This window comes from Oerskovia enterophila, assembly GCF_001692445.1.
Lineage (GTDB): Bacteria > Actinomycetota > Actinomycetes > Actinomycetales > Cellulomonadaceae > Oerskovia > Oerskovia enterophila.
This window is the reverse complement of sequence record NZ_MAQA01000004.1, coordinates 57,793-83,022: the sequence shown is the minus strand read 5'-3', so window position 1 is coordinate 83,022 and position 25,230 is coordinate 57,793. Positions and strand designations below refer to the sequence as shown.

21 protein-coding genes and 1 tRNA gene are annotated in these 25,230 nt (G+C 73.0%); 5 read left to right on the top strand and 17 right to left on the bottom strand.

Annotation, left to right across the window (positions count from 1 at the left end):
- The first annotated feature begins 3 nt into the window (after positions 1–3).
- On the top strand, positions 4–1,176 hold the full coding sequence (locus OERS_RS02910; RefSeq protein WP_068707778.1) for a glycosyltransferase: 1,173 nt from the start codon (positions 4–6) through the stop codon (positions 1,174–1,176).
- Here the strand turns inward: OERS_RS02910 and OERS_RS02905 are convergent.
- The 10 genes from OERS_RS02905 to OERS_RS02860 form a co-directional block, all read right to left on the bottom strand.
- Positions 1,136–2,329, bottom strand: coding sequence for a glycosyltransferase (locus OERS_RS02905; protein ID WP_068624295.1), 1,194 nt, complete (start codon positions 2,327–2,329; stop codon positions 1,136–1,138). The genes OERS_RS02910 and OERS_RS02905 overlap by 41 nt on opposite strands.
- Positions 2,326–4,350 carry a Wzz/FepE/Etk N-terminal domain-containing protein gene (locus tag OERS_RS02900; protein ID WP_068624293.1) on the bottom strand — a complete coding sequence of 675 codons (2,025 nt, stop codon included), beginning with the start codon at positions 4,348–4,350 and terminating at the stop codon, positions 2,326–2,328. The genes OERS_RS02905 and OERS_RS02900 overlap by 4 nt, the downstream gene beginning before the upstream one ends.
- On the bottom strand, positions 4,347–5,561 hold the full coding sequence (locus OERS_RS02895; RefSeq protein WP_068624291.1) for a glycosyltransferase: 1,215 nt from the start codon (positions 5,559–5,561) through the stop codon (positions 4,347–4,349). The genes OERS_RS02900 and OERS_RS02895 overlap by 4 nt, the downstream gene beginning before the upstream one ends.
- A 153-nt stretch (positions 5,562–5,714) precedes the next feature.
- On the bottom strand, positions 5,715–6,314 hold the full coding sequence (gene pth, locus OERS_RS02890) for an aminoacyl-tRNA hydrolase (RefSeq protein WP_056645627.1): 600 nt from the start codon (positions 6,312–6,314) through the stop codon (positions 5,715–5,717).
- Between the two features lie 135 nt (positions 6,315–6,449).
- A complete protein-coding gene (locus OERS_RS02885) occupies positions 6,450–7,040 on the bottom strand; it encodes a 50S ribosomal protein L25/general stress protein Ctc (RefSeq protein WP_056645624.1) in 591 nt (196 codons plus the stop codon).
- Positions 7,041–7,325: 285 nt separating this feature from the next.
- Positions 7,326–8,021, bottom strand: coding sequence for a GOLPH3/VPS74 family protein (locus tag OERS_RS02880; protein WP_068624289.1), 696 nt, complete (start codon positions 8,019–8,021; stop codon positions 7,326–7,328).
- 56 nt (positions 8,022–8,077) lie between these two features.
- A complete protein-coding gene (locus OERS_RS02875) occupies positions 8,078–8,731 on the bottom strand; it encodes an SIMPL domain-containing protein (RefSeq protein WP_231907675.1) in 654 nt (217 codons plus the stop codon).
- A 135-nt stretch (positions 8,732–8,866) separates the two neighbouring features.
- The gene (locus OERS_RS02870) at positions 8,867–9,850 is read right to left on the bottom strand and encodes a ribose-phosphate diphosphokinase (protein ID WP_056645611.1); all 984 of its coding nucleotides are present in this window, start codon (positions 9,848–9,850) and stop codon (positions 8,867–8,869) included.
- Complete coding sequence (glmU, locus tag OERS_RS02865; RefSeq protein WP_068624285.1) at positions 9,847–11,547, bottom strand: bifunctional UDP-N-acetylglucosamine diphosphorylase/glucosamine-1-phosphate N-acetyltransferase GlmU; 1,701 nt, start codon at positions 11,545–11,547, stop codon at positions 9,847–9,849. Before glmU ends, OERS_RS02870 begins: the two co-directional genes overlap by 4 nt.
- 17 nt (positions 11,548–11,564) lie before the next feature.
- Positions 11,565–11,636: transfer RNA gene (locus OERS_RS02860), tRNA-Gln, on the bottom strand.
- A gap of 257 nt (positions 11,637–11,893) precedes the next feature.
- On the opposite strand from OERS_RS02860, the gene OERS_RS02855 reads away from it, so the two are divergent.
- The 4 genes from OERS_RS02855 (at position 11,894) to OERS_RS02840 (ending at position 15,378) form a co-directional block, all read left to right on the top strand.
- Entirely contained in the window at positions 11,894–12,505 is a 612-nt protein-coding gene (locus tag OERS_RS02855) for a TetR/AcrR family transcriptional regulator (RefSeq protein ID WP_056645605.1), read from the top strand.
- Between the two features lie 103 nt (positions 12,506–12,608).
- The gene (locus OERS_RS02850; protein ID WP_068624283.1) at positions 12,609–13,580 is read left to right on the top strand and encodes an ABC transporter ATP-binding protein; all 972 of its coding nucleotides are present in this window, start codon (positions 12,609–12,611) and stop codon (positions 13,578–13,580) included.
- Positions 13,577–14,806 carry an ABC transporter permease gene (locus OERS_RS02845; protein WP_056645599.1) on the top strand — a complete coding sequence of 410 codons (1,230 nt, stop codon included), beginning with the start codon at positions 13,577–13,579 and terminating at the stop codon, positions 14,804–14,806. Before OERS_RS02850 ends, OERS_RS02845 begins: the two co-directional genes overlap by 4 nt.
- A 71-nt stretch (positions 14,807–14,877) precedes the next feature.
- Complete coding sequence (locus OERS_RS02840; protein WP_056645596.1) at positions 14,878–15,378, top strand: MarR family winged helix-turn-helix transcriptional regulator; 501 nt, start codon at positions 14,878–14,880, stop codon at positions 15,376–15,378.
- Between the two features lie 81 nt (positions 15,379–15,459).
- Here OERS_RS02840 and OERS_RS02835 read toward each other — a convergent pair whose 3' ends face one another.
- From OERS_RS02835 to OERS_RS02805, 7 genes are all read right to left on the bottom strand, one after another.
- Entirely contained in the window at positions 15,460–17,352 is a 1,893-nt protein-coding gene (locus OERS_RS02835; RefSeq protein ID WP_068624281.1) for an ABC-F family ATP-binding cassette domain-containing protein, read from the bottom strand.
- A gap of 170 nt (positions 17,353–17,522) precedes the next feature.
- Positions 17,523–18,461, bottom strand: a complete 939-nt coding sequence (locus OERS_RS02830) for a 4-(cytidine 5'-diphospho)-2-C-methyl-D-erythritol kinase (RefSeq protein WP_068624279.1) — start codon at positions 18,459–18,461, stop codon at positions 17,523–17,525.
- The gene (gene rsmA, locus OERS_RS02825; RefSeq protein WP_068624277.1) at positions 18,458–19,378 is read right to left on the bottom strand and encodes a 16S rRNA (adenine(1518)-N(6)/adenine(1519)-N(6))-dimethyltransferase RsmA; all 921 of its coding nucleotides are present in this window, start codon (positions 19,376–19,378) and stop codon (positions 18,458–18,460) included. The genes OERS_RS02830 and rsmA overlap by 4 nt, the downstream gene beginning before the upstream one ends.
- Positions 19,379–19,489: 111 nt before the next feature.
- Positions 19,490–20,800 carry an aggregation-promoting factor C-terminal-like domain-containing protein gene (locus tag OERS_RS02820; protein ID WP_248948309.1) on the bottom strand — a complete coding sequence of 437 codons (1,311 nt, stop codon included), beginning with the start codon at positions 20,798–20,800 and terminating at the stop codon, positions 19,490–19,492.
- Between the two features lie 452 nt (positions 20,801–21,252).
- Positions 21,253–22,563 carry a resuscitation-promoting factor gene (locus OERS_RS02815; RefSeq protein ID WP_248948307.1) on the bottom strand — a complete coding sequence of 437 codons (1,311 nt, stop codon included), beginning with the start codon at positions 22,561–22,563 and terminating at the stop codon, positions 21,253–21,255.
- A gap of 390 nt (positions 22,564–22,953) precedes the next feature.
- On the bottom strand, positions 22,954–24,099 hold the full coding sequence (locus OERS_RS02810; protein WP_231907679.1) for an aggregation-promoting factor C-terminal-like domain-containing protein: 1,146 nt from the start codon (positions 24,097–24,099) through the stop codon (positions 22,954–22,956).
- A gap of 199 nt (positions 24,100–24,298) precedes the next feature.
- Positions 24,299–25,228, bottom strand: a complete 930-nt coding sequence (locus tag OERS_RS02805) for a TatD family hydrolase (protein ID WP_068624273.1) — start codon at positions 25,226–25,228, stop codon at positions 24,299–24,301.
- Positions 25,229–25,230 lie beyond the last annotated feature (2 nt).

The window sequence follows — 25,230 nt, the reverse complement described above, 5'->3', positions numbered from 1 at the left end:
GACATGACCAGCGCGGCAGACCGCACGGTCCACGAGCTCGTCGTGATCTCGCTCGAGAGCTGGGACATCGTGTGGCGCCGCAACCAGTACCTCGTGACCGAGCTGCTGCGCGGCGACCCGCGTCTGAGGGTCCTCTTCGTCGAGCCAGCAGCAGACCCGCTCCACGAGGTGCGGCGGGGGTTCCGCCCGCGTCCCGGGAAGGGACTGCGACGCGCGGACCCCCTCGAGGGCGTCGGCCCGGACCAGCTCTGGCTCTACCAGCCGACCAAGATCCTTCCCCGCCGGATCGACCCGCGGGTCGACTCCCGGCTCGCCGGACTCGTCCGCCGTGCGGCGCGGAAGGTCGGCCTCGGGCATCCCGTCCTGTGGGTCAACGATCCCGCGGCCGCGACGCTCGTCCAGGAGACCGACTGGCCTTCGCTGTACGACGTGACCGACGACTGGTTGGCGGCCGACCGGGCACCCGAGATCCGCCGCCGACTGCTCGCGGACGAGACCCTGCTGCTCACCGCGTGCGACGAGGTGACGGTCTGCTCACCCCACCTGGCCGCGACCAAGGGCACCGAGCGAGACGTCACCCTCATCACGAACGGCGTCGACGTCGAGCGATACCGGCGACCCCAGCGACGCCCCCAGGACCTGCCCCAGGGACCCGTCGCGCTCTACCTCGGGACCGTCCACCGCGACCGCTTCGACCTCGACCTCGTCCGCCGGACGGCGCTCGCGACCCGCAGCGCCGGGAGCGTGGTCGTGGTCGGTCCGGTCCTCGACCTCACGGGCCAGGAGTACGAGGCCCTGGCGGCGGCCGGAGTCCGGATTCTCGGGGCCCGGCCGTGGACGGACGTGCCGGCCTACCTCCAGCACGCAACCGTGCTGCTCGTCCCGCACATCGTCGACGACTTCACGGACAGCCTCGACCCGCTCAAGCTGTACGAGTACCGCGCGGTCGGACGCCCCGTGCTGGCGACCCCCGTCGCCGGGTTCCGCGACGCGCTGGACCCACGCGTCACGGTCGCCGAACCCGAGGCCTATCCCGGAGCAGTCCTCGCAGCCCTCACGGCGACCGCCACGACGGACGTCCACCAGGACGACGACATCCCGACCTGGGAGGCGCAGGGTCAGGCGATGCGTGCGGTCATCGAGCGCGCCCGGCGGCTCTCAGCCAGACCCCGCTGACGACCTCCGCGGTCCGTGCCGCCGAGTACCGGCGCCGCGCGACGACCGCTGCACGTACCGCCCGGTCGCGCGCCTCCCCCGGAGCATCCAGGACCGCGAGGATTCCTTGTGCCAGCGACTCCTCGTCGCCCGGCTCGACGAGGAGCCCGAGCGCCGGCTCGCCCGGCGGACCGGCGAGGATCTCCACGACGCCGCCTGCCCGCGCGGCCACCACGGGGACCTCGCGGATCATCGCCTCGACCACGACCTGCCCGAACGGCTCCGGGACGGGCGAGGCGTGCACGCACACGTCGAAGCCGTCGAGCTCGGTCGACGGGTCCGCGACGAAGCCGACCCATGTGACGTGGTCCGCGACACCGAGCCGCTCCGCCTCGGCGCGGACCTGGTCGGCGTACTCCTCGGCACCGAAGCTGGGCTCGCCGACGACACGGAAGACGGCGGCCGGATGCCGGTCCAGCACGGTCCGCGCGGCCCTTACCAGCTCCAGCTGCCCCTTGGTCCGGCTGATGCGTCCGATCATTCCCACGACGGGCCCGCTGCGCCCGGCAGGGAGCGGGGGACGTGGACCGGCGAGGTCCTGCCCGGCCCCGAACCCCGGGTAGGCCACGGTCGTCCCGACCGGGAGCGTCGACGCCGTGGCCTCGGAGTTCACGATCACGGCGTCGGGGAACCTCGCTGCAGCCCACCGGAAGACGCGCGCGACCCGCGACGGCAGGTAGTCGTCGGCGATCCTGTCGTGCACGTGCCAGACCAGCGCAGACCTCGCCCACCTGGCGGGCACGACGCCCAGCAGGTCCGCCTTGAGAGACGTCGTGTGGACCACGTCGGGCCGAAGGCCTTGGACGCGTCGAGCGAGGGCCCAGCTGAACGGGACGAGCCGGAGCAGCGAGACGAGCTGTGAGAGGCTCGCCCGCCCCACCGACTCCCTGCTCGTCGTCGCCGTCCGCCGGTCGAGCGCGAGCACCTCGGTCGCCACACCGGCGGCGCGCAGCCGCTCGACCAGCGGCCCGTCGGAGAAGAGCAGGACGCGGACGTCGACCTCGGGCCCAAGAGCGTGGCAGAGCCGGACGAGTGCGAGCTCGGCCCCGCCGAGCTCGCCCGTGTGATCGAGGACCAGGACGCGCGTCGGTCGATCGGCGCCAGGCGTCGTCACCAGCGGAACGGCAGCTTCCGAGCCGGACGCTCGGCCGACGGCGACGCGTCGGTGTCCGGCCCACCCGCGCCGTTCTTCGGAGCCGACGTGGCCTGCGAACCGGTCGACTGCGAGATCTTGCCCCACTCGGGCGCGAGCAGCGGTGCGGACCGGCCCTCGACCCCGTCACGGCGGGGAAGCTGCCCCGGGCCGGCCGGAACGGCAGGGGTCTGCGTCGGCCGGGCCGGAGGCGTCTGCTGCGCCGACTCGCCCGGCGAGGTCTGCGAGGCCTGCGAGGCCGGCGAGGCCGGCGCCGCTTCCTCGTCCTGCCCTGAGGGTGCGTCCTGCTCGTGGCCCGCCGCACCCCGAGGCGCGGTCGCGCCGAGGGACGACGTGCCCGTGACGACAGCGGCCGCACGTTCCCTGGCCGCTCGCCGCGGCTCGTCGATCTGCGGACCAGGCGGCTCTCCCGGAGCCCCTGTGTCAGGGCGTTCTGCCGTGAGCGCAGGAGCCTCTGCCGACGGGGTCGTCTGCCCTCCCGTGGGCAGGTCGCTGCGTCGCGTACCGTCGCCGTCGGGGTCGCCGTACGTCGACGCGTAGAGCATGCGTCGGTCGCTCTTGACGCCCGCGAGCGCGATCCCGACGAGCGGGACGTTGTTGATCCGCAGCCGCTCGGACGCCTCGGCGAGCACCGCGCGGTCCGTCTTGCCTGCCGAGGCGATGAGGACCACTCCCGAGGCGTACCGACCGAGGATCGTCGCGTCGGCCGCGGCGAGCACGGGAGGCGCGTCGATCACGACCACCTCGGCGTTGTCGCTCAGGTCTGCGATGAGCTTTCCCGCGCGGGTCGTCGCGAGGAAGTCCGCCGGGTCCATCTCCTCCTCGGGGACGGGGAACACGCCCAGGTTGGGAACCGTGGTCGGCCGCAGGGTGTGCGGGTCACCGGACCAGCCGTCCGGAGGGGGCAGCACACGGTCCAGCTCTGGCCTGCGCAGGTCACCCGACACCGCGATCGTCCGCCGACCGCTCAGCGCGAACGAGGCCGCGAGGTTCGCCGCGATGAAGGTGCGGGGGGCGTGCGGGTCCGCCGCGGTGACGACGACCACGACCTTGTCCGCCTCGGCGAGCGAGACCTGCACGGCAGTCCTCAGCTCACGGATCGACTCGGTGAAGGGCGTCGCGACCTTCCGTGAGACCGGGAGCGTGTGTGAGTGGCCGTACTCGCGGTCGGACGTCCGGACCCCATACAGCTCGGCCAGCACCGGGCTCTGCGCCAGGCGTGCCGCATCGGCCGCCCCACGCACCCGTACGTCGAGCCCACGGCGCGCGAACGCCAGCCCGATGCCCGCGACGAGCCCTGCGAGCACTGCCAGCGCCAAGACGGTGCTCGGCCCGGGACCTTGCGCTTCCGCCCCGGTCGCGGGGGTCTGCACCTCCGCCGGGACACCGATCGCGCGCAACGTGTTCGCCTGCACCGTCAGGGTCGTGTAGTCGGTGACGATCGTCTCCTTCTCGGCCAGGGCGAGGGGATCCTCGGGGTTGGCGACGAGCCGCGCGGTCACGCCGGCGAGCTGTTCGGCCAGTGCCTGTCGTCGAGCGTCGAGCGTCGCCACCTGGTCGTCGCGGAGGATCACGAGCTGAGCCACGTACGCCTCGGCGAACGCGTTCGCCACGTCCTCGGACTCCTGCGGGTCGAGGGTCTTGGCGTTGATGGCGATGAGCTTCTGGCTCTCGCCCGGGTAGTCCGCGGAGACCATCGCGGCGAGGGACGCCGGGGTGCCCGTGTACCCGAGAGACGTGGCCGCGGCCTCGACCACCGGGTCGGACGTCACGTCGTCGAGGTCCGTCGCGACCGTGACCTCCACCACCTGCTCCCCGCCCTGTGCCGACTGGACGCCGATGAGCTGCACTGTCGCGGTCGCCTTGTAGACCGTCTCCTGCTGGTTCAGGTAGTAGAGCGCGCCGGCGACGACCACGAGCACGGCGGCCAGCACGTACCACTTGCCGGCCCACACGGTACGGATGAACTCCCGGACGGTCATGGGTTCCTCTCCCCTGGCGTGCTGGGCTCCGTGTGCACGAACCCTCGTTGCGCGTCTACCACCTCGCGGAGCCGAGCGACGAAGCGCGGGAGCGCGAAGGTCTCGACGTGCGACGTCAGAGCGTCATCATCCCACGAGACGCCGAGGGCTTCCTGGACAGCCTGCGCGACGAGCGCGGGCTCGGGCGCGTCGAAGAACGTCCCGGTCACCCCGTCGACCACGGTGTCGAGGTAGCCGCCGTCCCGCAGCACGACCGAGGGGCGCCCGAACGCCCCCGCCTCGAGCGGCGAGAGCCCGTAGTCCTCGTACGAGGCCGCGACGAGCATCGAGCAGTGCCGGTAGAGCCACCGCAGCTCGGGGTCGTCGACGCGGCCCAGGAGCGTCGTCGCGCCGCCCGGGCTCCCCGTGCCCGACGGCGTGCCCCAGCGTCCGGTGGTCGCTCGCCCCCGTGCGGCGAGCCCCTCGAGGCGCGCGCGGTCCGGCCCGTCGCCGACGATCACGAGCTGCCTGCCCGCCAGCCGGGCGGCCTCGATCAGGACGTCGACGTTCTTGTACGGCAGGAGCCGGGCGACGCACAGCAGGAAGCCCGGCTCGAGCCCCGGCACCTCGCGCTCGAGCCCCGCCGGCATCATCGCGGGCGGCGGGGGCAGGATCTCGGCCTCGATGCCGTACGCGTCGCGGATCGCGCGCTGCGTGACGGTCGAGTTGGCGAGGTAGACGTCGGCGCGACCGGCGGCCCGCCGGTCCCAGGCCCGCAGGGCGGGGGTGAGCGCGGACAACGCGGTCGAGGCGACCCCGCCGCGCAGGCGGTCGACCGTGCTCGCACCGTCCCGGCCGCCCAGGTAGCGGTCCCGCTGGTAGAGCCACCGGGCCGGGGCGTGGCAGTAGACCACGGTGCGCCCGGCTCCCCGGTAGCCGTGGGCCCAGCCCGTCGAGCTCGCGAGCAGGACGTCGGCCTCGACGCGCTGCGCCGAGACGGCGGGGGCGAGGAACGGCAGGGCGAGCCGGTGGTGACGGCGCAACGGGCCGACACGGTCGAGAGCCGAGGTGCGCAGGTCGAGGTCCGCGAACTCCGGGAAGGTCCCGTCGGGGTCGTACAGCGTCGTGTACATCGGTGAGCCCGGGAACGCCTCGGCGAGCCAGAGCGCCACCCGTTCGGCGCCGCCGCGCTGCGTCGCGTAGTCGTGCGCCAGTGCCACACCCTCGGTCATCGTGCCTCCGTCGTGGGGCAGGACGTCGACGACCCGCCCAGGAATGGATATCGATCCAGCCTAGGTGTCAGGTCCGGGCGAAACGGGGCGACAAGGACACCTCACCCGGGTGAAACGCCGCGGCTCCATGCGCGAGAGCCGACGGAGAGCCGCTCACGCCTTGGTGTGGAACTTCCCCTGGGCCGCGAGGAGCCCCTCGGTCAGGACCATCTCGACCGCGTCGGCGGCGTCGTCGAGCAGGAACGGCAGCTCCTTGGCCTCGGCGCCCGAGAAGTTCTTGAGGACGAAGTCGGCCGTGTCCATGCGACCCGGGGGGCGCCCGACGCCCGCCCGCACGCGCAGGTAGTCACGCGTCCCGAGCGCCTTGGTGATGTCCCGCAGGCCGTTGTGGCCGCCCTCGCCACCGCCCGACTTGAGCTTGACGTCGCCGAACGGGATGTCGACCTCGTCGTGCACGACGACCACGTGGTCGGGGTCGATCCCGAAGTACTGGGCGAGGCCCGCGACGGGGCCGCCCGAGGTGTTCATGTACGTCGACGGCTTGGCCAGGATGACGCGCGGTCCCGGCGCTCCGCCGGGCAGCACGCCGAGGCGGGCCTCGGCGACGGCCGCGCGGGCCTTGTGCGCGCTGAAGGTCGAGCCGGAGCGGCCGGCCAGGACGTCGAGCACCATGTGCCCGACGTTGTGGCGGTTGCCCGCGTAGGTGGGGCCGGGGTTCCCCAGCCCGACGACGAGCCACGGCTGGTCGGTCATGTCACCTGTGTCCTTGGTCGAGGTCGGGGGAACGTCCGAGGCGTCCGGTGCAGTGCTGCACCGGACGCCTCGGGTCGTCAGGGTCCTGCCGCTCGAGGACCGGGTCCAGAGCGGTGGATCGGACCGTCAGGTCGATCAGACGAGCGGAGCGGCCTCTGCCTCGGCGGCGACCTCGGCGGCCGTGGCCTCGACGCGCGGCTCGGTGATGAGCACGACGTCGGCGGTCGGCTCCGTCACGAGGACGCTGCCCTCGGGCAGCGCGATGTCGCCCGCGAAGACGACCGTGCCGGCGGTGAGGCCGGTGATGTCGACCGAGATGACCTCGGGCAGGTTGGTCGCCAGGGCCTGGATCGAGAGCGTGAGCTGCTCGACGATGTGGATGGTGCCAGGAGCGGCCTCACCGATGACGTGGACGGGAACGTCGACGTCGACCTTCTCGCCCTTCTTCACGATGAGGAGGTCGATGTGCTCGACGACGTCCTTGACCGGGTCGCGCTGGACGTCCTTGGCCAGGGCCAGGACCTCGGTGCCGTCGAAGGCGATCGTGAAGAGCGCGTTCGAGTGCTTGAGGGCGAGCGTGGTCTGGTGCGCGGGGAGCGCGACGTGGACCGGGTCCGTGCCGTGCCCGTACAGGACGGCGGGGATCTGGTTGTTGCGGCGGGTACGGCGGGCGGCACCCTTGCCGAACTCGGTGCGGGCCTCTGCGACAAGCTTGATATCGGACACGTGAGCTCCTGAAGAACGTTTGCGGGCCGACTACCAGTGGGAAGCAGTCGGCTGTCCGGCCGGCTGGTTGGTCACCGGTGGACGGGCGGCTGCGTCGGCGCGGGACACATGACGGGCGCACGAGGACGACCGCCCAGTCGATTACGGGGATCCTTCAGATCCTGCTGACCTTCCGGTGACTCACCGGCCGTCAGACGTCCCTCGCCGAGGCAACCGAACTACTGTACCTGGGCGCACGACGTCAAGGGAAACCCGCTCGTGTCGCGACACGAGCGGGATCGCCGGTCAGGCCGTCGCCCCCGAGATGACGACGGTCGTCGTGATCGCCGCGGTCGTGGCCGCGGTGATCTCCTCGACGTACTTCCGGGTCGCCCCGGCCGCCCAGCTCCCCTCCGCGAGCGCCGTGGCCCGCTGGTCCACGGCCCGACGCTCGGAGGCGGTGAGCGGTGCACCGGCCGCCATGACGCGCCCTGCCTGACGGGTCGCGGCGAGGATCGCGACGAGCGCCCCTGTCCGCTCGTCGGGCACTCCGCCGTCGAGCAGGACGCGTGCGAGCGTGCCCCGCAGCTCGCCCTCGTGACGCGAGTCCGCCGCAGGCCAGCGCGTCGTCGGGAAGATGCCGAGGATCCGCCCGTCCTCGCGGCGCAGCAGGCCGCGCGCGACCAGGTCGTCGAGCGCGGCGTCGGCCGCCTTGGTCCGCGAGAGCGCCTCGACGAGGCTCTTGGGCTTGGAGCCCTCCCTCGACTTCACCACGGTGAGCGCGTCGTCGAGCAGCAGGCGCCCGGTAGGCGCCTGGTCACGGACCACGACGCGCCCCGAGCGCCAGCCCGAGGCGTCACCCGCGAGGTCGACCCGGCCCAGGAGCGCGAGCTCGACGAGGAGCGCCCCGCCGGCGATCTGCTGGAGGTACGAGCTGTCACCGACGGGCTTGCCCGTGACGTCGTCCAGCACGAGCAGGAGGTAGTCCTCGATGATGAGCATGCAGACAACGTAGCGGCCCCGTGGCCCTCTACCCCCTGAGAAATGTCACGAGCCGCTCAGTCCGCCCACGCCCAGCGCACGGTCACGCTCGCGTCGACCTGCTCGCGCCCGGGGTCCACGGCCAGCGCGTCGTGGACGCCCGCGGCCTTGGCCGACATCATGCGGGGCACCGGAGCGAACCCGCCGCCCTGCTCGCTGACCTCCACGACCGCGCCCAGCCTCCGACCCGCGAGGGCTGCGTACTGCTCGGCCTTGGTCCGGGCGTCGGCGAACGCCTCCTCGCGGGCTGCGACCGCGAGGGGCCCGGGGGCGCTCACCGCGAAGCGCATCGAGTCGAGCCGGGCGACGGGCCCGGCTGCGCCCAGCGCGGCCCGCACGAGCTCTCCCGACGCCGCGACGTCGCGCACCGTGACCCGCAGCGTGAGGCGGGCCGTGACGCTGAGGCTCGTGGCGCCGTCGGGCTGCTGGGACTGCTGCGTCCACGTGGACGTCTGCGCGGTGCGCAGGTCCTCGTCCGCGACCCCGCCCGCGAGGAGTGCCTCGCGCGCGGCGCGGACCCCCTCGTTGGCGGAGTCGAGCGCGACCTGGACGTCGTCGCCGCTCGCCTCGGCGCCGAGCTCGACCACGACGACGTCGGGCACGGCGGTGGCCGCGCCCTGCCCCGTGGTGGTCACGCCGGCGGACAGGTCCTGGGTCTGCGTCTGGGTCACAGCAGGCATCCTGCCAGCCCGACGACGGAGCCGCCCGTCCGCCTCGTCGTACCCGCCGCTCGGCTCAGGACGGGAACGACGACGGCCCGGCCCCTCGAACGAGTCGAGGGGTCGGGCCGTCGGACGGAGCCGGGCTCAGCTGTTGCCGTCGAACAGCGACGTGACCGAGCCGTCGTCGAAGACCTCGCGGATCGCGCGGGCGAGGAGCGGTGCGATCGAGAGCACCGTGAGCTGCGGGAAGTGCTTGTCCGCGGCGATCGGCAGCGTGTCGGTCACGACGACCTCGCTCGCACCGCACTCGGACAGGCGCTGGGCCGCCGGGTCGGACAGCACGCCGTGCGTCGCCGCGACGATGACCGACTTGGCACCGGCCGCGAGGCACACCTTGACGGCTTCCGCGATGGTGCCGCCCGTGTCGATCAGGTCGTCGACCAGGACGCAGTCGCGGCCCTCGACGTCACCCACGACGCGGTTGGCCACGGACTGGTTGGGACGCGTGATGTCGCGCGTCTTGTGGACGAACGCGAGCGGGCCCCCACCGAGCTTCGCGGCCCACTGCTCGGCCACGCGGATACGGCCCGCGTCCGGCGAGACGACCGTGACGTTCGTCGTGTCGACGCGCGTGCGGACGTAGTCCGTGAGGATCGGCATGGCCCACAGGTGGTCCACCGGGCCGTCGAAGAAGCCCTGGGTCTGTGCGGCGTGCAGGTCGACGCTCATGAGGCGGTCGGCGCCGGCGGTCCGGAAGAGATCCGCCATGAGGCGGGCCGAGATGGGCTCGCGCCCACGGTGCTTCTTGTCCTGGCGCCCGTAGCCGTAGAAGGGCTGGACGACCGTGATGGTCTTGGCCGAGGCGCGCTTGGCCGCGTCGACCATGAGCAGCTGCTCCATGATCCACTGGTTGATCGGCGCGGTGTGGCTCTGCAGGAGGAAGATGTCCGCACCGCGGACGCTCTCCCCGAAGCGCACGTAGATCTCGCCGTTGGCGAAGTCGTACGCGGTCGTGGGGAGCAGGTCGATGCCCAGCTCCCGCGCGACGTCCTTGGCGAGCTCGGGGTGCGCGCGCCCGGAGGCGAGGACGAGGGACTTGTCCCCGGTGCCGGCGATCGTGCTGCTCATCGTGGGGAAGACCCTTCGTTCGTGCTGCTGGTCGTGGTGCTGGATCCGTCGGGGACGGTGGGGACACCCGGGCTGGCGGGCACGGGGGTCGGTCGGGGGGCCGGAGGCGTCGCGGAGGCCTCGGCGAGCTGAGCCTGGGCCTGGGCACCCAGCGGCGGGGGCGTCTCGTCGTCGGTCTCGTGCGCACGGGCCGCGGCCTCTGCCGCAGCCGTGCCGGGACGACGGCGGGCGACCCAGCCGTCGACGTTGCGCTGCGGTGCACCGCTCACGCCGAGCGCGCCGGCCGGCACGTCGCGGCGGATCACGGAGCCGGCGGCGGTGTAGGCCCCGTCGCCCACCGTGACCGGGGCGACGAACATGTTGTCCGCGCCGGTCCGGGCGTGCGAGCCGATGACCGTACGGTGCTTGGAGACGCCGTCGTAGTTGACCGTGATGCTCGCGGCGCCGATGTTGGTGTGCTCGCCGATCGTCGCGTCGCCCACGTAGGACAGGTGCGGCACCTTGGAACCGGTTCCGATCGTCGAGTTCTTGGTCTCGACGAACGTGCCGATCTTGCCCTTCTCGCCCAGGACCGTGCCGGGGCGCAGGTAGGCGAAGGGTCCGACGCTCGCGCCGTCACCGATGACCGACAGGCTGCCGTGCGTGCGGACCACGGTGGCCCCCGCGCCGATCTCCATGTCGGTGAGCGTCGTGTCGGGGCCGATCGTCGAGCCCGCGCCGATCGTGGTCGCGCCGTGGAGCTGGGTGCCCGGCAGCAGCGTCACGTCGTGGCCCAGGTCCACGTCGACGTCGACCCAGGTGGTGGCCGGGTCGATCACGGTCACGCCCCCGAGCATCCAGCGCGTGAGGATGCGGCGGTTGAGCTCGGCGCGCAGCGTCGCGAGCTGGGCGCGGTCGTTGGCGCCCTCGACGAGCAGCGGGTCGGCCACGCGCAGCGCGCCGATGCGTCCGCCGCCCTCGCGGGCGATCTGCAGGACGTCGGTCAGGTAGACCTCGCCCTGCGAGTTGTCCTGCGTGACCTGGCGCAGCGCGCCGCGCAGGATCCCGGCGTCGAACACGTAGACCGACGAGTTGATCTCGCGGATGGCGCGCTGCTCGGGGGTCGCGTCCTTGTGCTCGACGATGCTCAGGACCCCGCCCTGCTCGTCGCGCACGATCCGGCCGTAGCCCGTGGCGTCGTCGACCTCGGTCGTCAGGACCGTGACCGCGTTGCCGCCCGAGTGGTGCGCGGCCAGCAGCTCGGAGAGCGTCGCGGCGTCCAGGAGCGGGATGTCGCCCGCGAGGACCACGACCGACCCCTCGAGCCCCTCGACCGGGCCACGGCCCTCGTGCCCGATCGGCACACCGTGGACGGCTGCCTCGGCCTGCGCACGCACGTCGAGCGCCTCGACCGCGCACTGGACGGCTCGCCCGGTCCCGGGTACCTCGTCCTGGTCGACCACGAGGGCCGTCGGGACGACCTCGAGCGCGGCGGCGGCCACGAGGTCACGCTCGTGGCGGACCACGACGGCGATCCGCTGCGGCGACAGGTCGCGCGCTGCGACCATCGCGTGGCCGAGCATGCTGCGCCCGGCGAGCGGGTGGAGCACCTTGGGGGTTGCGGACTTCATCCGCGTCCCCGCACCAGCGGCGAGGACGATGACTGCGGCTGGCACTGGCGGTGCGTCGGGCACAGCGTCGGTCACTGGGGCTCCCATCGGGTTGGTTGCACGAGCTCCGCCCCCAGGACTCGAACCTGGACTAAAGGCACCAAAAACCCTTGTGCTGCCGATTACACCAAGGCGGAACGGACCAGACACACGCGCACACCCGCGGGGCGACCCCCGACCGCGCGCGCCATCGCTCGTCCGGAGAACAGTCTGCCAGGTCCCGCGCCGTGCTCCACGCCCGAACGGGTCCTGGACGTGGGGAGAACGTGTGAGGAGCACATCACTCGCGCGTGCTGCGCCCCGTCCCAGCACAGGGCGCGCCCCGACCCCGCGAGCACCGGCACGGCATGATGGACCCGTGGCTGCAGACTCCAGACGACCTCCCAGATCCCGCATGACGGCGAGCCAGCGCCGCGAACAGCTGCTGCAGGTGAGCCGCGTCCTGTTCGCGGAGAAGGGCTTCGAGGGCACGAGCGTCGAGGAGATCGCCGCGCGCGCCGAGGTGTCCAAGCCCGTGGTCTACGAGCACTTCGGGGGCAAGGAGGGCATCTACGCGGTCATCGTCGACCGCGAGATACAGGGCCTGACCTCGGCGCTCACGGGCGCGCTCTCGTCGGGTGGGCACCCCAAGGTCCTGCTCGAGCGCACGGCCCTGGCCCTGCTGACGTACATCGAGACGTCCGAGGACGGGTTCCGCATCCTCGTGCGCGACTCGCCCGTCGCCCAGGCGACGGGGACGTTCTCGAGCCTCATCGGCGACGTCGCGACGCAGGTCGAGCACCTGCTCGCGGACCAGTTCAAGCGACGTGGCCTGGACCCCCGGGTCTCCCCCATCTACGCGCAGATGCTCGTGGGCATGGTCGCCCTGACGGGCCAGTACTGGCTCGACGTCCGCAGCCCCAAGAAGACCGACGTCGCGGCGCACCTCGTGAACCTCGCGTGGAACGGCCTGTCCGGCATGGAGAAGAACCCCGCGCTCACGAGCAAGCCGCGCCCCGAGGCCTGAGCGCCGGCGCGCGCCCCGGACCTCGCGCCCCGGCCGGGGCACAGCCACGAACTCATGACATTCCGCCCGTGACGGCTCGCGCCGTCCGTGGTTTCGTAGGTCCATGGCGACTCTCGAGATCGACAGGTTGAACAAGACGTACGGGACCGTGCGTGCGCTGCGCGACATGTCCTTCACGGTGGGGGCCGGGGAGATCTTCGGTTTCGTCGGGTCGAACGGGGCGGGCAAGACGACGACCATGCGCATCGCGCTCGGGGTGCTCGCGCCCGACTCGGGCGAGGTCCGGTGGGACGGCCGACCGCTCGACCTGGCCATGCGTCGTCGGATCGGCTACATGCCCGAGGAACGCGGGCTCTACCCCAAGATGAAGGTCGGCGACCAGCTCGTCTACCTGGCCCGGCTGCACGGGCTGGGCACCGTCGCGGCCCGCACCGCGATGGAGCACTGGACGCAGGTGCTCGGGATCGACGCCCGGCGCGGTGACGAGGTCCAGAAGCTCTCGCTCGGCAACCAGCAGCGCGTCCAGCTCGCGGCCGCCCTCGTCCACGACCCCGACATCCTGGTGCTCGACGAGCCCTTCTCCGGTCTGGACCCCGTCGCGGTCGACGTCATGAGCGGCGTCCTGCGCGACCGCGCCGCCGCGGGCGTGCCCGTCGTCTTCTCGTCGCACCAGCTCGACCTGGTCGAGCGGCTGTGCGACCGGGTGGGGATCGTCAAGGCGGGCGAGATGGTCGAGGTCGGCGGGATCGAGGAGCTCCGCGCGACGCAGCGCCCGCAGTGGGTCGTCGACGCCCCGGCCGCGCCGCCCGGCTGGGCGTCCGAGCTCTCGGGCGTCCGTGTCCTGCGGTACGACGGCGCCAGGACCTTCCTCGAGGTCGACTCGCCGCAGGACGGGGCCGAGCAGGCGGTGCTGCGCGCGGCCCTGGCCACGGGGCCCGTGCGCGAGTTCACGCCGCAGCGCCCGTCGCTGACCGAGCTGTTCCGCCACGTCGTGAGCAGTGACGAGGCCCCCGCGCCGGACAGCACGACCGGCTCCCGCACGACCCCCTCGACCCGACAGGAGGCCTCGGCATGAGCGCCGTGCGACAGCCGACGACGACCCGCCACTCGCCCGTGAGCACGTGGGGCGCGGTCTCGCTCGTGGCCGGCCGGGAGATCTCGACACGTATCCGGTCCAAGGCGTTCGTCTGGACCACGGTCGCCCTGCTCGTGGGCGTCGTGCTCGGCGGGTTCCTGCTGAGCGTCGTGGGCGGCCAGGAGCCCGCGGCCCAGAAGGTCGGCGTCACGTCGGGCGCCGAGGCCCTGGGCCCCCAGCTCGAGGCCGCGGGAGGCGCGGTCGGCACCGAGATCCAGGTCAGCGAGGTCTCGGAGACCGACGGCCGGGAGCAGGTCGCCGACGGCAGCCTCGACGCGCTCGTGACCGGCACGCCCGGGTCCTTCACGGTCGTGGTCAAGGAGGAGCTGGGCACGACCCTGACCCCCGTCTTCACGGGGCTGGCCCAGCAGGCCGCGCTGTCCGGTGCCATCACCGACCTGGGCGGCGACCCGTCCGCGGTCGCGCAGGAGATCGCGTCCGCGGCCCCCACGGTCGAGTCGCTCGAACCCGCCGAGGAGCGCGACCCCGCTCAGATCGTCACGGGCATGGTCGGCGGCATCCTCATCTTCATCGCGCTCATGACGTGCGGCCAGCTCGTGGCGCAGGGCGTCGTGGAGGAGAAGACCAGCCGCGTGGTCGAGCTGCTGCTCGCGACGATCCGCCCGTGGCAGCTCATGGCGGGCAAGGTCCTGGGCATCGGAGCGATCGGGCTCCTCCAGCTCGTCGTGGTCGTCGGGGGCGGCGTCGGGACGGCGTTCGCGCTCGGGCTCGTCGACGCGAGCAGCGTGAACCTGGGCGCGACCGCGGCCTGGGTGCTCGTGTGGTTCGTGATCGGGTTCGTCATGTACTCGCTCGCGCTGGCGGCGCTCGCGGCGCTGGTCTCGCGCCAGGAGGACGTGGGCTCGGTCATCACCCCGGTCCTGATGCTCATGATGATCCCGTACATCATCGGGATCTCGATCGGCCCGTGGGACCCCGAGAACCCGCTGGTCGTGTGGCTCTCGTACATCCCGTTCTGCTCGCCGCTGCTCATGCCCATCCGCATCGCGCTGGGCACGGTAGAGACGTGGGAGATCCTGCTCGCGGTCGGCCTGTCGCTGGCCCTCGTGCCGGTCCTGGTGTGGCTCGCGGGCAAGATCTACTCGAACGCGGTGCTCCGTACCGGGGGCCGGATCAAGCTCAAGGACGCCCTGCGCGCGAGCTGACGGGTCCCCGACCGGGGCGGGAGCTCCCGTCAAGACTCTTGATGTCGAGGAATGTCGAGTAGCCTCACGTCATGCAGCACCCGCACCCGGACGAGGTCGACCGCATCGTCGACGCCTGGCAGCGCGAGCGTCCGGACCTGGACGTCGAGCCGCTCACCGTGTTCTCCCGCGTCAGCCGGCTTGCCCGGCACCTGGACCTCGCGCGCCGCAGCGCGTTCGCGCGCGGGCACCTGGAGACCTGGGAGTTCGACGTGCTGTCCGCGCTGCGCCGGGCGGGCGAGCCGTACCGCTTGTCCCCCGGCGCGCTCATCACGCAGACGCTCGTCACGAGCGGCACCATGACCAACCGGATCGACCGCCTCGAGGCCCGCGGCCTGGTGCAGCGTCACCGCTCCCCCGACGACCGGCGCGGCGTGCTCGTGGAGCTCACGCCCGAGGGCCTCGAGCGTGTCGACGCCGCCATGTCCGACCTGCTGGCGGTCGAGCGCGAGGTCCTCGCGGCGCTCGAGCCCGCGGACCGGCTCGGCCTGGCGAACCTGCTGCGCACGGTCGTGGGCCAGTTCGAGGCGTGACCGCCTCCCGCTGAGCGCGGAGCCCGTGCGAGAGACGCCGGGCGCGCCTCGCACGAGCTCCGCGCCCGGCGGTGCGCGAGGTCAGTCGAGCAGCTCGGCCGCTTCCATCCACTCGGTCTCGAGCGTCTCCTTCTCGTCCGCGAGCTCCCGGAGCTGCTTGTCGAGGTCGAGGATCGCCGCGTGGTCGGTCGCCTGGGCCGCCATCTTGTCGTGCAGGCGTGCCTCCAGCTCGGCGATCTTGGACAGGCGTCGCTCGATGCGACCGATCTCCTTCTTCGCGGCGCGCACGTCCGCGCCCGAGGGGGCGGGCTGGGCGTCCGTCGCGTCGCCGCTGCTCCCCGTGCCCGACGACGACGCACCGGCCTCGCCGGCCGTCGCGCCCGCGCGCGTCCCTCCCGCCCGAGACGATCCCGCTGCCGCGGCGATCATGGCCTTGCGCAGCGCGAGGTACTCCTCGACGCCACCCGGCAGGTCGCGGATGGTCCCGTCGCCCAGCAGCGCGACCTCGCGGTCGCAGACCCGCTCGAGCAGGTAGCGGTCGTGCGAGACCACGACGAGCGTCCCGGGCCAGCCGTCGAGGAGGTCCTCGATAGCAGCCAGGGTGTCGGTGTCGAGGTCGTTGGTGGGCTCGTCGAGCAGGAGCACGTTGGGCTCGCCGACGAGGAGCCGCAGGAGCTGCAGGCGCCGACGCTCACCACCGGACAGGTCGCGGACCAGGGTCTGCGAGCGCTCGCGCGTGAACCCGAGCCGCTCGACGAGCTGCGCGGCCGTGAGCTCCTTGCCGTCGACCGCGACCGTGCGCTTCTCCTGCTCGATGACCTCCACGACCCGCAGGCCGCCGATCGCGTCGAGCTCGTCGATGTCCTGCGTGAGCTCGGCGACGTGGATCGTCTTGCCGCGCTTGACCGTGCCCTCGTTCGGCGCGAGGCGTCCGGCCAGCAGGCGCAGGAGCGTCGTCTTGCCCGCGCCGTTGACCCCGACCACGCCGTAGCGGTCGCCGGGGCCCAGGCGCCAGGTCACGTCGTCGAACAGGACCTTCTCCGCAGCATCGGGATCCCCGTCGCGAGCCGGCATGCGGACCGTGACGTCCTCGAGGTCCAGCACGTCCTTGCCCAGGCGGCGCGTGGCCATGCGCGTGAGCTCGAGCGTGTCGCGCGGGTTCGGCTCGTCGGCGATGAGAGCGGCGGCCGCGTCGAGCCGGAACTTGGGCTTGGACGTGCGCGCGGGGGCGCCGCGGCGCAGCCAGGCCAGCTCCTTGCGGAGCAGGTTGTTGCGCTTCTCGGCCGTCACCGCGGCGGTGCGGGCCCGCTCGGCACGAGCCAGGACGTAGGCCGCGTACCCGCCCTCGTACCCCTCGACCGCGCCCGAGCCGTCGCCCGTGACCTCCCACATGCGCGTGCACACCGCGTCGAGGAACCAGCGGTCGTGCGTCACGACCACGAGCGCCCCCCGGGCACCGGGGCGCGCGTACCGCGCCTGCAGGTGCTCGGCGAGCCACGCGACGCCCTCGACGTCGAGGTGGTTGGTGGGCTCGTCGAGGAACAGCACGTCGTGGTCGGCGACCAGCAGGGCCGCGAGGGCCACGCGGCGACGCTGCCCGCCCGAGAGCGTGTTCGCCGGGGCGTCGAGGTCCAGGTCGCCGAGGAGGCCCGCGTGGACCGCACGGATGCCCGCGTCCCCCGCCCAGGTGTGCTCGGCCGACTCGCCGTGGACCAGGTCGCGGATGCTGGTCCCCGCGGGCGACTCGTCGCGCTGGTCGAGCATGCCGATCCGCAGCCCGCCCACCCGGGTGACGCGTCCGGCGTCGGGCACGGCGGTCCCCGCGAGGAGACGCAGCAGCGTCGACTTCCCGGCCCCGTTGGGGCCGACGACGCCCACGCGGTCGCCGTCGTCGAGGCCCAGGCTCACGCCGTCGAGCAGGGTGCGGGTGCCGACGACGAGACGGATGTCGTCGGCGCCGAGGAGGTGTGCCATGAGTTCCTTCGAGAGGGTGGAAGTGCCTTAGCGAGGATACGCGCCGGGCATCGGGGGCCGGGACGTCGGGGATGCGCCGACGCGTACCGACCACCGCGCCCCGGGCTGGGCCGCCGTCCGAGGGCTGCCTCCGGTCGCACCGAGCTCCCGGTCGTACCGAGCGGGACCGGTCAGGAGGCCAGGACGCGCGCGCCCGACGTCGGACCCGTGGCGCAGTGCACCGAGTCGGCGACGCCCGCAGCAGTCCAGGAGGCCGCGATCGCGAGCGCGTGCTGCCTGCTGCGGGCCAGCGCCGCGACCGTGGGACCCGAGCCCGAGACGATCACGCCGAGCGCGCCCACCTCGTGCGCGACCTCGAGCGTCCGGCCGAGCTCGGGGGCCATGGCGAGCGCCGCGGCCTCGAGGTCGTTGTGCAGCGCGCGGCCCAGCCCCACGGGGTCCCCCGCGCGCAGTGCCTGCATGAGCTCGGTGTCGTCCGACAGCTCGACGTCGGGGGTCCCGCCCACGACCTCGTCGAACGTCTGGAACACCTTGGCGGTCGACAGGCCCTCGTCCCGGACCGCGAACGCCCAGTGGAACTCGCCCCGGGCCATCGCGGGTGTCAGCAGGTGCCCCCGCCCGGTCCCGACTGCCGTGTGCCCCACGAGCCCGAACGGCACGTCCGAGCCGAGCCCGGCCGCGAGGTCCGACAGCTCGGCCCGCGACAACCCGGTCTCCCACAGCAGGTCGCACGCCACGAGCGCCGCCGCGGCGTCGGCCGAACCGCCGGCCATGCCGCCCGCGACGGGCACGCCCTTGTGGATGTGCAGCCGGACGTCCGCGTCCACGCCCGCGTACCGGGCCAGGGACTCCGCGGCCCGCCAGGCCAGGTTGGTCTCGTCGACAGGGACCCGCTCGGCCTGCGCGCCCGAGACCGTCAGGGACAGTCCCGCACCGGGGGTCTCGAGCGTCGCCGTGACCTCCTCGACGAGCGAGACCGCCTGGAAGATCGTCACGAGCGGGTGGTAGCCGTCCTCCTGACGGGCCCCGACGCGCAGCGACAGGTTGACCTTCCCGGGCGCCCGGACCCGGACGGACACCGGAGGCGCGGCGGACAGGTGGGGGCTCACGCGTCCACTGTGCCAGGTCGTTCCGGGTGCTCGCCTGCGGAAGCGGCGGCCTCGGCCTGCACGAGCGGGAGCTGCTCCGCGATGCGCGCGAACTCCTCGACCGTGAGCCGCTCGCCTCGCGCTGTGGGGTCGACGCCCGCGCGCTCGAGAGCCTCGACCGCCGCGGCCGACGAGCCCGCGATCCCCGCGAGGGCCGAGCGGAGCATCTTACGACGCTGCGCGAAGGCCGCGTCGACGACCGCGAAGACCTCCTCGCGCGTCGCCGTCGTGGTCGGAGGCTCACGGCGGTCGAGCGCCACGAGCGCGGAGTCGACGTTCGGCACGGGCCAGAACACGCTGCGCCCCACGGTCCCGGCACGGTGGGCCGAGGCGTACCAGGCGGCCTTGACCGACGGCACGCCGTACGTGCGGCTCCCGGGCGGGGCGGCGAGCCGGTCCGCGACCTCGGCCTGGACCATGACCAGGACACGCTCGAGCGAGTCGAAGCGCTCGAGGAAGGTCAGCAGGACGGGGACGGCCACGTTGTAGGGCAGGTTCGCGACGAGCGCCGTGGGCGCCTCGCCCGGGAGCTCCGTGACCTCGAGCGCGTCCGCGGCCACGACGGTCAGGCGGTCGGCGGCGTCGGGCTGGTGCACGGCCACGGTCGCGGCGAGCTGCTGCGCCAGGGGCGGGTCGATCTCGACCGCGACGACGCTCGCCCCCACCTCGAGCAGGCCCAGCGTGAGGGATCCCAGGCCCGGTCCGACCTCGACCACCCGGTCCCCCGCCCCGATCCCGGCGGTCCGGACGATCTTGCGGACGGTCCCGCCGTCGTGCACGAAGTTCTGCCCGAGCGTCTTGGTGGGCCGCACACCCAGACGCCCTGCCAGGTCGCGGATCTGTGCCGGACCGAGCAGGGCGTTGGGGGTGTCGTTCATGCGGGGAAGCCTACCGGTTGGACCGGTGCCGGCCGCCGCGAGCGGTGCTCGCGGACCGGTACCTGACGTCCGCCTGCGCAGGCTCAGCGCCCGACGGTCGCCAGGGCAGGCTCAGTACCAGTTCTTCGCCTGCGAGTGTCCCCACGCCGCGCACGGGGTGCCGTAGCTGCCCGCGATGTAGTTGAGACCCCAGGTGATCTGGGTCGCGGGGTTGGTCCGCCAGTCGGCCCCGGCGCTCGCCATCTTGGAGGCGGGCAGGGACTGCGGGATGCCGAACGCGCCCGACGACGGGTTGGTCGCCGACGAGTCCCATTTGCTCTCCTTGGTCCAGAGCTTGTCGAGGCACGCGAACTGCTCGCTGCCCCAACCACGGGCCGCGACGAGCTGCTGCCCGATCTCGCGCGCCGATCCGGCCGCTGCCGGGCCGCTCGGGCGCTCCTTGGTGCCCTGCACCACGATCTTGGCGACCGGCTCGGACGTCACGCCGTCCGAGACGACCTCACGGGACTCCTCGACCCCGTCGACCGTGGTCACGCGCTCGACGAGCGTGTGCACGCCCTCGACACCCTCCTGGGCGACTGTCGGAGCCTCGTCCTTGTAGACGTTGCCGTCCTCCTGGACGGTGGTCTCGAACGGGATCGGGGTCGCGGTCGGAAGGTCCGTGACGACCACGCGGTGGACGACGAGGGACACCGCAGGGTCCGCCGTGGCGTCGCGGGCGACCGAGACGCGGTCGTGCTCGCCCAGGACGATGCCCTGCTGCTCGAGGATCGCGTCCACACCGATCGACCCGTCAGGGGCCGTCCTGCTCTCGCCGTCCGCGACGACGGTGACGGGCCCGTCGGCGTCGAGGCGGACGCCGAGCTCGGCGCGGCCGTCAGCCGCAGAGCGCGACGCGACCAGACGCACGTCGCCGCCGCGCGCCGCGAGCGTCTCGAGCGCCTCGTCGGCGTCGAGCGCGGTGAGCCACACGTCGCTCTGGGCGCCGTCGGTCTGGACGGTCACCTGACGCCCGTAGCGCACGACGACGTCGGCACCGTTCTTGAGGGGCGCGTCGGCCCCGGGGGCGATCAGGTCGCGGTCGGTCACACGCACGCCCTCCTCGGCGAGGAGGCCCTCGACCGAGCCTGCGTACGTGCTGACCGTGGCGACCTCGCCGTCGACGTCGAGCTCGACGGTCTTCTTGGCGCTGCCGTAGGCGACCGCTCCGGTCGCGACGAGCGCGACGGCCGTCGCGCTCGCGACGAGGGGCCAGCGGCGGCGCCTGGTGGCGGAGGCGGAGGCCTGGGCCTCGACGCCCTGGGAGGAGATGGCGTCGGTGGACGTCACGTCGGAGGTGGCTGCGGGGCGCGCGCGGTGCGCGCCGGCGATGCTGCGAAAAGGGTTCTTCACGAGGGTCCAGTCGTCGTGCTGTCCGGGCACGGGGGGTCGAGGCGCGCGCTGCGGCGCCACCCTGGTCCGCGCACGGCGCGAGGCGACGGGGTCGCTCCAGGGGCTCGACCAGCCGATCCGGCGGTCCAGGGTGTCGGGCCCTGGGCTTGCACCCTGCCGACACGGCGCCCGCGCTCCGATCACACCGAGGCGACTTCTGCACGCGGGACACTCGACCGTAACCGACTCGTTATCGATCACCAAGTCGGCCCCGCCAGCTCGCGACCCACGTCACAGGACGATCCGAGCACACCCGGACAGACCCGGACGTCGCGCCCGGCGCGCGTCTCTCGTCCGCGCGGACACCGAGCGGGCGGCCAGCGGGCGGCCACCGGGCAACCAGTGGGCACAGGAAAAGGGTGTGGCCCACGGCTCGCGCCGTGGGCCACACCCCTCGTTCGTCCGACCTCAGCCCGTGGCCGCGGTCAGGATGCCAGGACCGCTCAGAGCAGGCCGAGCTTCCGGGCGCACCCGGGCCACTGACCCCAGCCCGAGCGGGCCTGGAGCGCCTGCGCACGCTGCGTCTGCTCCGCGGCCGAGGCGTCGGACGGGAGGCCGGAGCCACCCATCGCACGCCAGGTGGTGGCCGAGAACTGGTAGAGGCCGTAGTAGCCGTTGCCCGTGTTCGTCGCGGGGTTGCCGCCCGACTCGCACTTGGCCAGCGCGGCCCAGACGTCGCCGCCGACCGTGCTCGGTGCCGCCGCGGCCGGTGCGCTCGCCTTGGGGGCAGGGGCAGCGGGAGCGGCAGCGGCCTTCGGGGCCGCCGCAGCAGCCTTCGGGGCAGCCTTGGGCCGCTCCTTGGTGCCCTGCACGACGATCTTGGCGACCGGATCGGACGTGACGCCGTCCGACACGAGCTCACGGGACTCCTCGACGCCGTCGACCGTGGTCACGCTCTCGACCTTGGTCGAGGCGCCCTCGACGCCCTCCTGCTTGACGACCGGGGCGAGGTCCGCGAACTGGTTCGCGTCCTGCTCGGTGACCGTCTCGAACGGGATCGGGGTGACCGTGGGGACCTCGCTCACCGCGACGCGCTGGACGACCAGCGAGACCGCGGGCACGTCCGACGTCTCCTCGGCCGTACGGGCCACGGAGACGCGGTCGAGCTCGCCCAGGGCGACGCCCTGCTGGTCGAGGATCGCGTTCACGCCGATGCTGCCGTCGGGGGCCGTCTTGGTCTCGCCGTCCGCGACGACGGCGACGGGCCCGTCGGCGTCGAGACGCAGCGAGAGCGCGGCGCGGCCGTCGGCTCCCGAGCGCGAGGCCACGAGACGCACGTCGCTGCCGCGGTCCGCGAGGGTCTCGAGCGCCTCGTCGGCGTCGAGCGCGGTGAGCCACACGTCGCTCTGGGCGCCGTCGGTCTGAACGGTCACCTGACGCCCGTAGCGCACGACGACGTCGGCACCGTTCTTGAGGGGCGCGTCGGCCCCGGGGGCGATCAGGTCGCGGTCGGTCACACGCACGTCCTGCTCGTCGAGGAGACCCTCGATCGAGCCCGCGAACGTCGAGACCGTCGTGATGTTGCCGTCGACGTCGAGCTGGACGGTCTTCTTGGCGCTGCCGTAGGCGACTGCTCCGGTCGCGACGAGTGCGATGGCCGTCGCACCGGCGATCAGGGGCCAGCGGCGGCGCTTGGTGGCTGTGGGGGCGGAGGCCTGTGCCTCGACGCCGTCGAGAGGAGAAGGGGTCTGGGGGGTGTTGGCTGCGCTGTCGGCGCTGGCCGCGTGAGCGGTCCGGTCAATGGGGTTGTTCACTCGAGTCCAGTCGTCGAGCCTCCCGGGCACGGACTTCGGACGGCGCAGCGCGCCACCGACGGCCCTGGGCTCCGAGGAGCGTCGGGGCGGGCGTCCGAGGACGTCCTACCGCTGGTTCCGAACGACCGATCCGGCTGTCGTCTACCACCGACGGACCACTTCTCGGGCCGACAGCAGGACGCGCACCCTCCGTCCGTCTCGCCCCCGGTGATGAGCGGGTGACGACAGGGCGGGCTGCAGTGCGCGACAGTTGACCGTAACCGATCCGTTATCCAGTGCCAACCCCTTCCGAGCGCGGCACCGCCGCCCTGTCCGGTTTTCACCACCTATGTCAGGGCTTGGCGAGCCCCTGCGGAGAGAACCCTCACAGGGTCTTCGCACGGCCCTTGCTCAGTACCAGCCCTTGGCCTGCGAGTGGCTCCAGGCGCCGCACGGCGTGCCGTAGCGGCCCTCGATGTACCCCAGCCCCCAGGTGATCTGGGTCGCCGGGTTGGTCCGCCAGTCGGCTCCGGCGCTGGCCATCTTGGAGCCCGGGAGGGCCTGCGGGATCCCGTACGCGCCGCTCGACCTGTTCTCTGCCGTCGCGTTCCACTTGCTCTCCTTCATCCAGAGCAGGTCGAGGCACGCGAACTGGTCGTCACCCCAGCCGCGCTGGGCCGCGAGGGACTTGGCGATCGCCTTGGACGACCCCGGGTCGACCTTGATGGTCGACGGGTCGAGCGAACCGACCACGACGACCTCGGTGCGCGGCTCGCGCGTCACCGTGCGGTCCACCACGGTCCGCGAGACCTCGGTACCGCCGACGGTCTGGATGGCGTAGGTCGTCACGGCCTCGCCGACCTTGCCCGACGTCCGGACGTTGCGCTGCCCCTGCGGGAGGTAGGGGTCCTTGACCTCCTCGGTCTCGAACGGGAGGGTCTCCGTGACCGTCGCCGCGCCGCTCGCGGCCCGCGTGACGAGCACGAGCATGCCGTCGACCGCGGCGGCACCGAGCGGGACCGACGCCGCGTCGCCCACCGACAGGGTGATCCCCGCGTGCTCCAGGACCCCCTCGACCGACGCCTCGGAGGTCGTGGCGGTCACGATCGCGCCGTCCACGGCGACGTGGACGGTCTTGAGGGTCGAGACCCGGATCTGCTCGCGACCGAGCGACTGCGAGCGCGACGCCGAGGTCATGGCGCCCTCGGCGCGCGGGCCGAGGGCAGTGAGCAGCTCACCGACCGTGCGGGCCGTCGTGACGAACGTCTGCGGCTTCCCGTCGAGCTCGAGCGAGATCTGCCGGCTCGTCCGGACGACGATGGTGCCGCCGTCGGTCGCCCGCTCGTCTGCCGCCGGTTCCACGAGGTCGGAGTCCTTGATCGCGACGTCCTGGAAGTCGAGAAGGTCGCCGACGGTCGAGCCGTACGCGCTGACCGTGCGGACCTCGCCGTCGACGTCGAGGACCACGGACTTGTGGGCGAGCGCGAAGACTCCGGTCGTCCCGACCACGGTCGCCAGGATCGCCGCCTGCGCGGCCAGGCGCCACCTACCCGTCAAGGAGCTCCTGCGCACCCCGTCGCCACCGACCACGTGACCTTCCGTTCCTGTCTCGACCTGCGTCCGGTGACGCTCCCGGCATCACGGACAAGCAGACCGTAGTGGAAACGCGACCTTCGGGGGAAGCCCGTCCGGCGCGTCGGCCGGGACGCACCGCACGGCGGGGGAACGGGGACTCGTCAGGTCGTCGCCCGAGCTGTCACCAGGGGCCGTAGACCTGCTCGGCAGTCTCGCTCAGCCGCGTGCAGACCTGCTCGAGCCCGGTCCCGGTCACCTCGGCCACCTTCCGCACGGTGTGGGGCAGGAGGTAGGGCGCGTTGGGCCGTCCGCGGTAGGGGTGCGGCGTCAGGTAGGGCGCGTCGGTCTCGACCAGCACCTGGCCCAGGGGCACGGCCGCGAGAGCCGCGCGCAGCTCGTCGTTGGCGCCGAACGTCACAGGTCCCGCGAACGACAGGTACCAGCCCTGCGCGGCGCACAGCCTCGCCATCTCGGCGTCGCCCGAGAAGCAGTGGAAGACCGTCCGCTCGGGGGCGCCGTCGGCGAGGAGGACCTCGATGACCTCGGCGTGCGCGTCGCGGTCGTGGATCTGGAGCGGGAGCCCGAGCTCCTTGGCGAGCGCGACGTGCGCCCGGAACGACTCGCGCTGGACGGCTGCGCCCTGGGGGCCCGTGCGGAAGAGGTCCATGCCCGTCTCGCCGATCGCCCGGATGCGGTCGTTGTCGCGAGCGATCGCGGCGATCTCCGCGATCGCGTCGTCGAGCCCGACGGCGTGGCGCGCCTCGGGGGTCGGGACCAGCCCGTCGGGGCCGACCTCGGTCACGCCCGCGTGCAGGGTCGCCTCGTTGGGGTGGATCGCGATCGCCCCGAGGAGCGCCCGGTGCTCACGCACCAGGGCGTCCGTCAGCCGGGCCGAGGGCAGGTCGCAGCCGACCTGGACCATGCGGTCCACCCCGACCCCGGCCGCATCCTCGATGTGCTGCGCGACCGTCGGGACCGGGACGGGTCGCCCCTCCTCGTCGACGTCGGGCAGGACGCCGGCGATCGACTCGAGGTGCGTGTGGTCGTCGACCACGGGCAGCGGCAACGCCTCGGGGGCGGGCGGCCACCCGCGCTCGCGCTTGCGAGCCATGG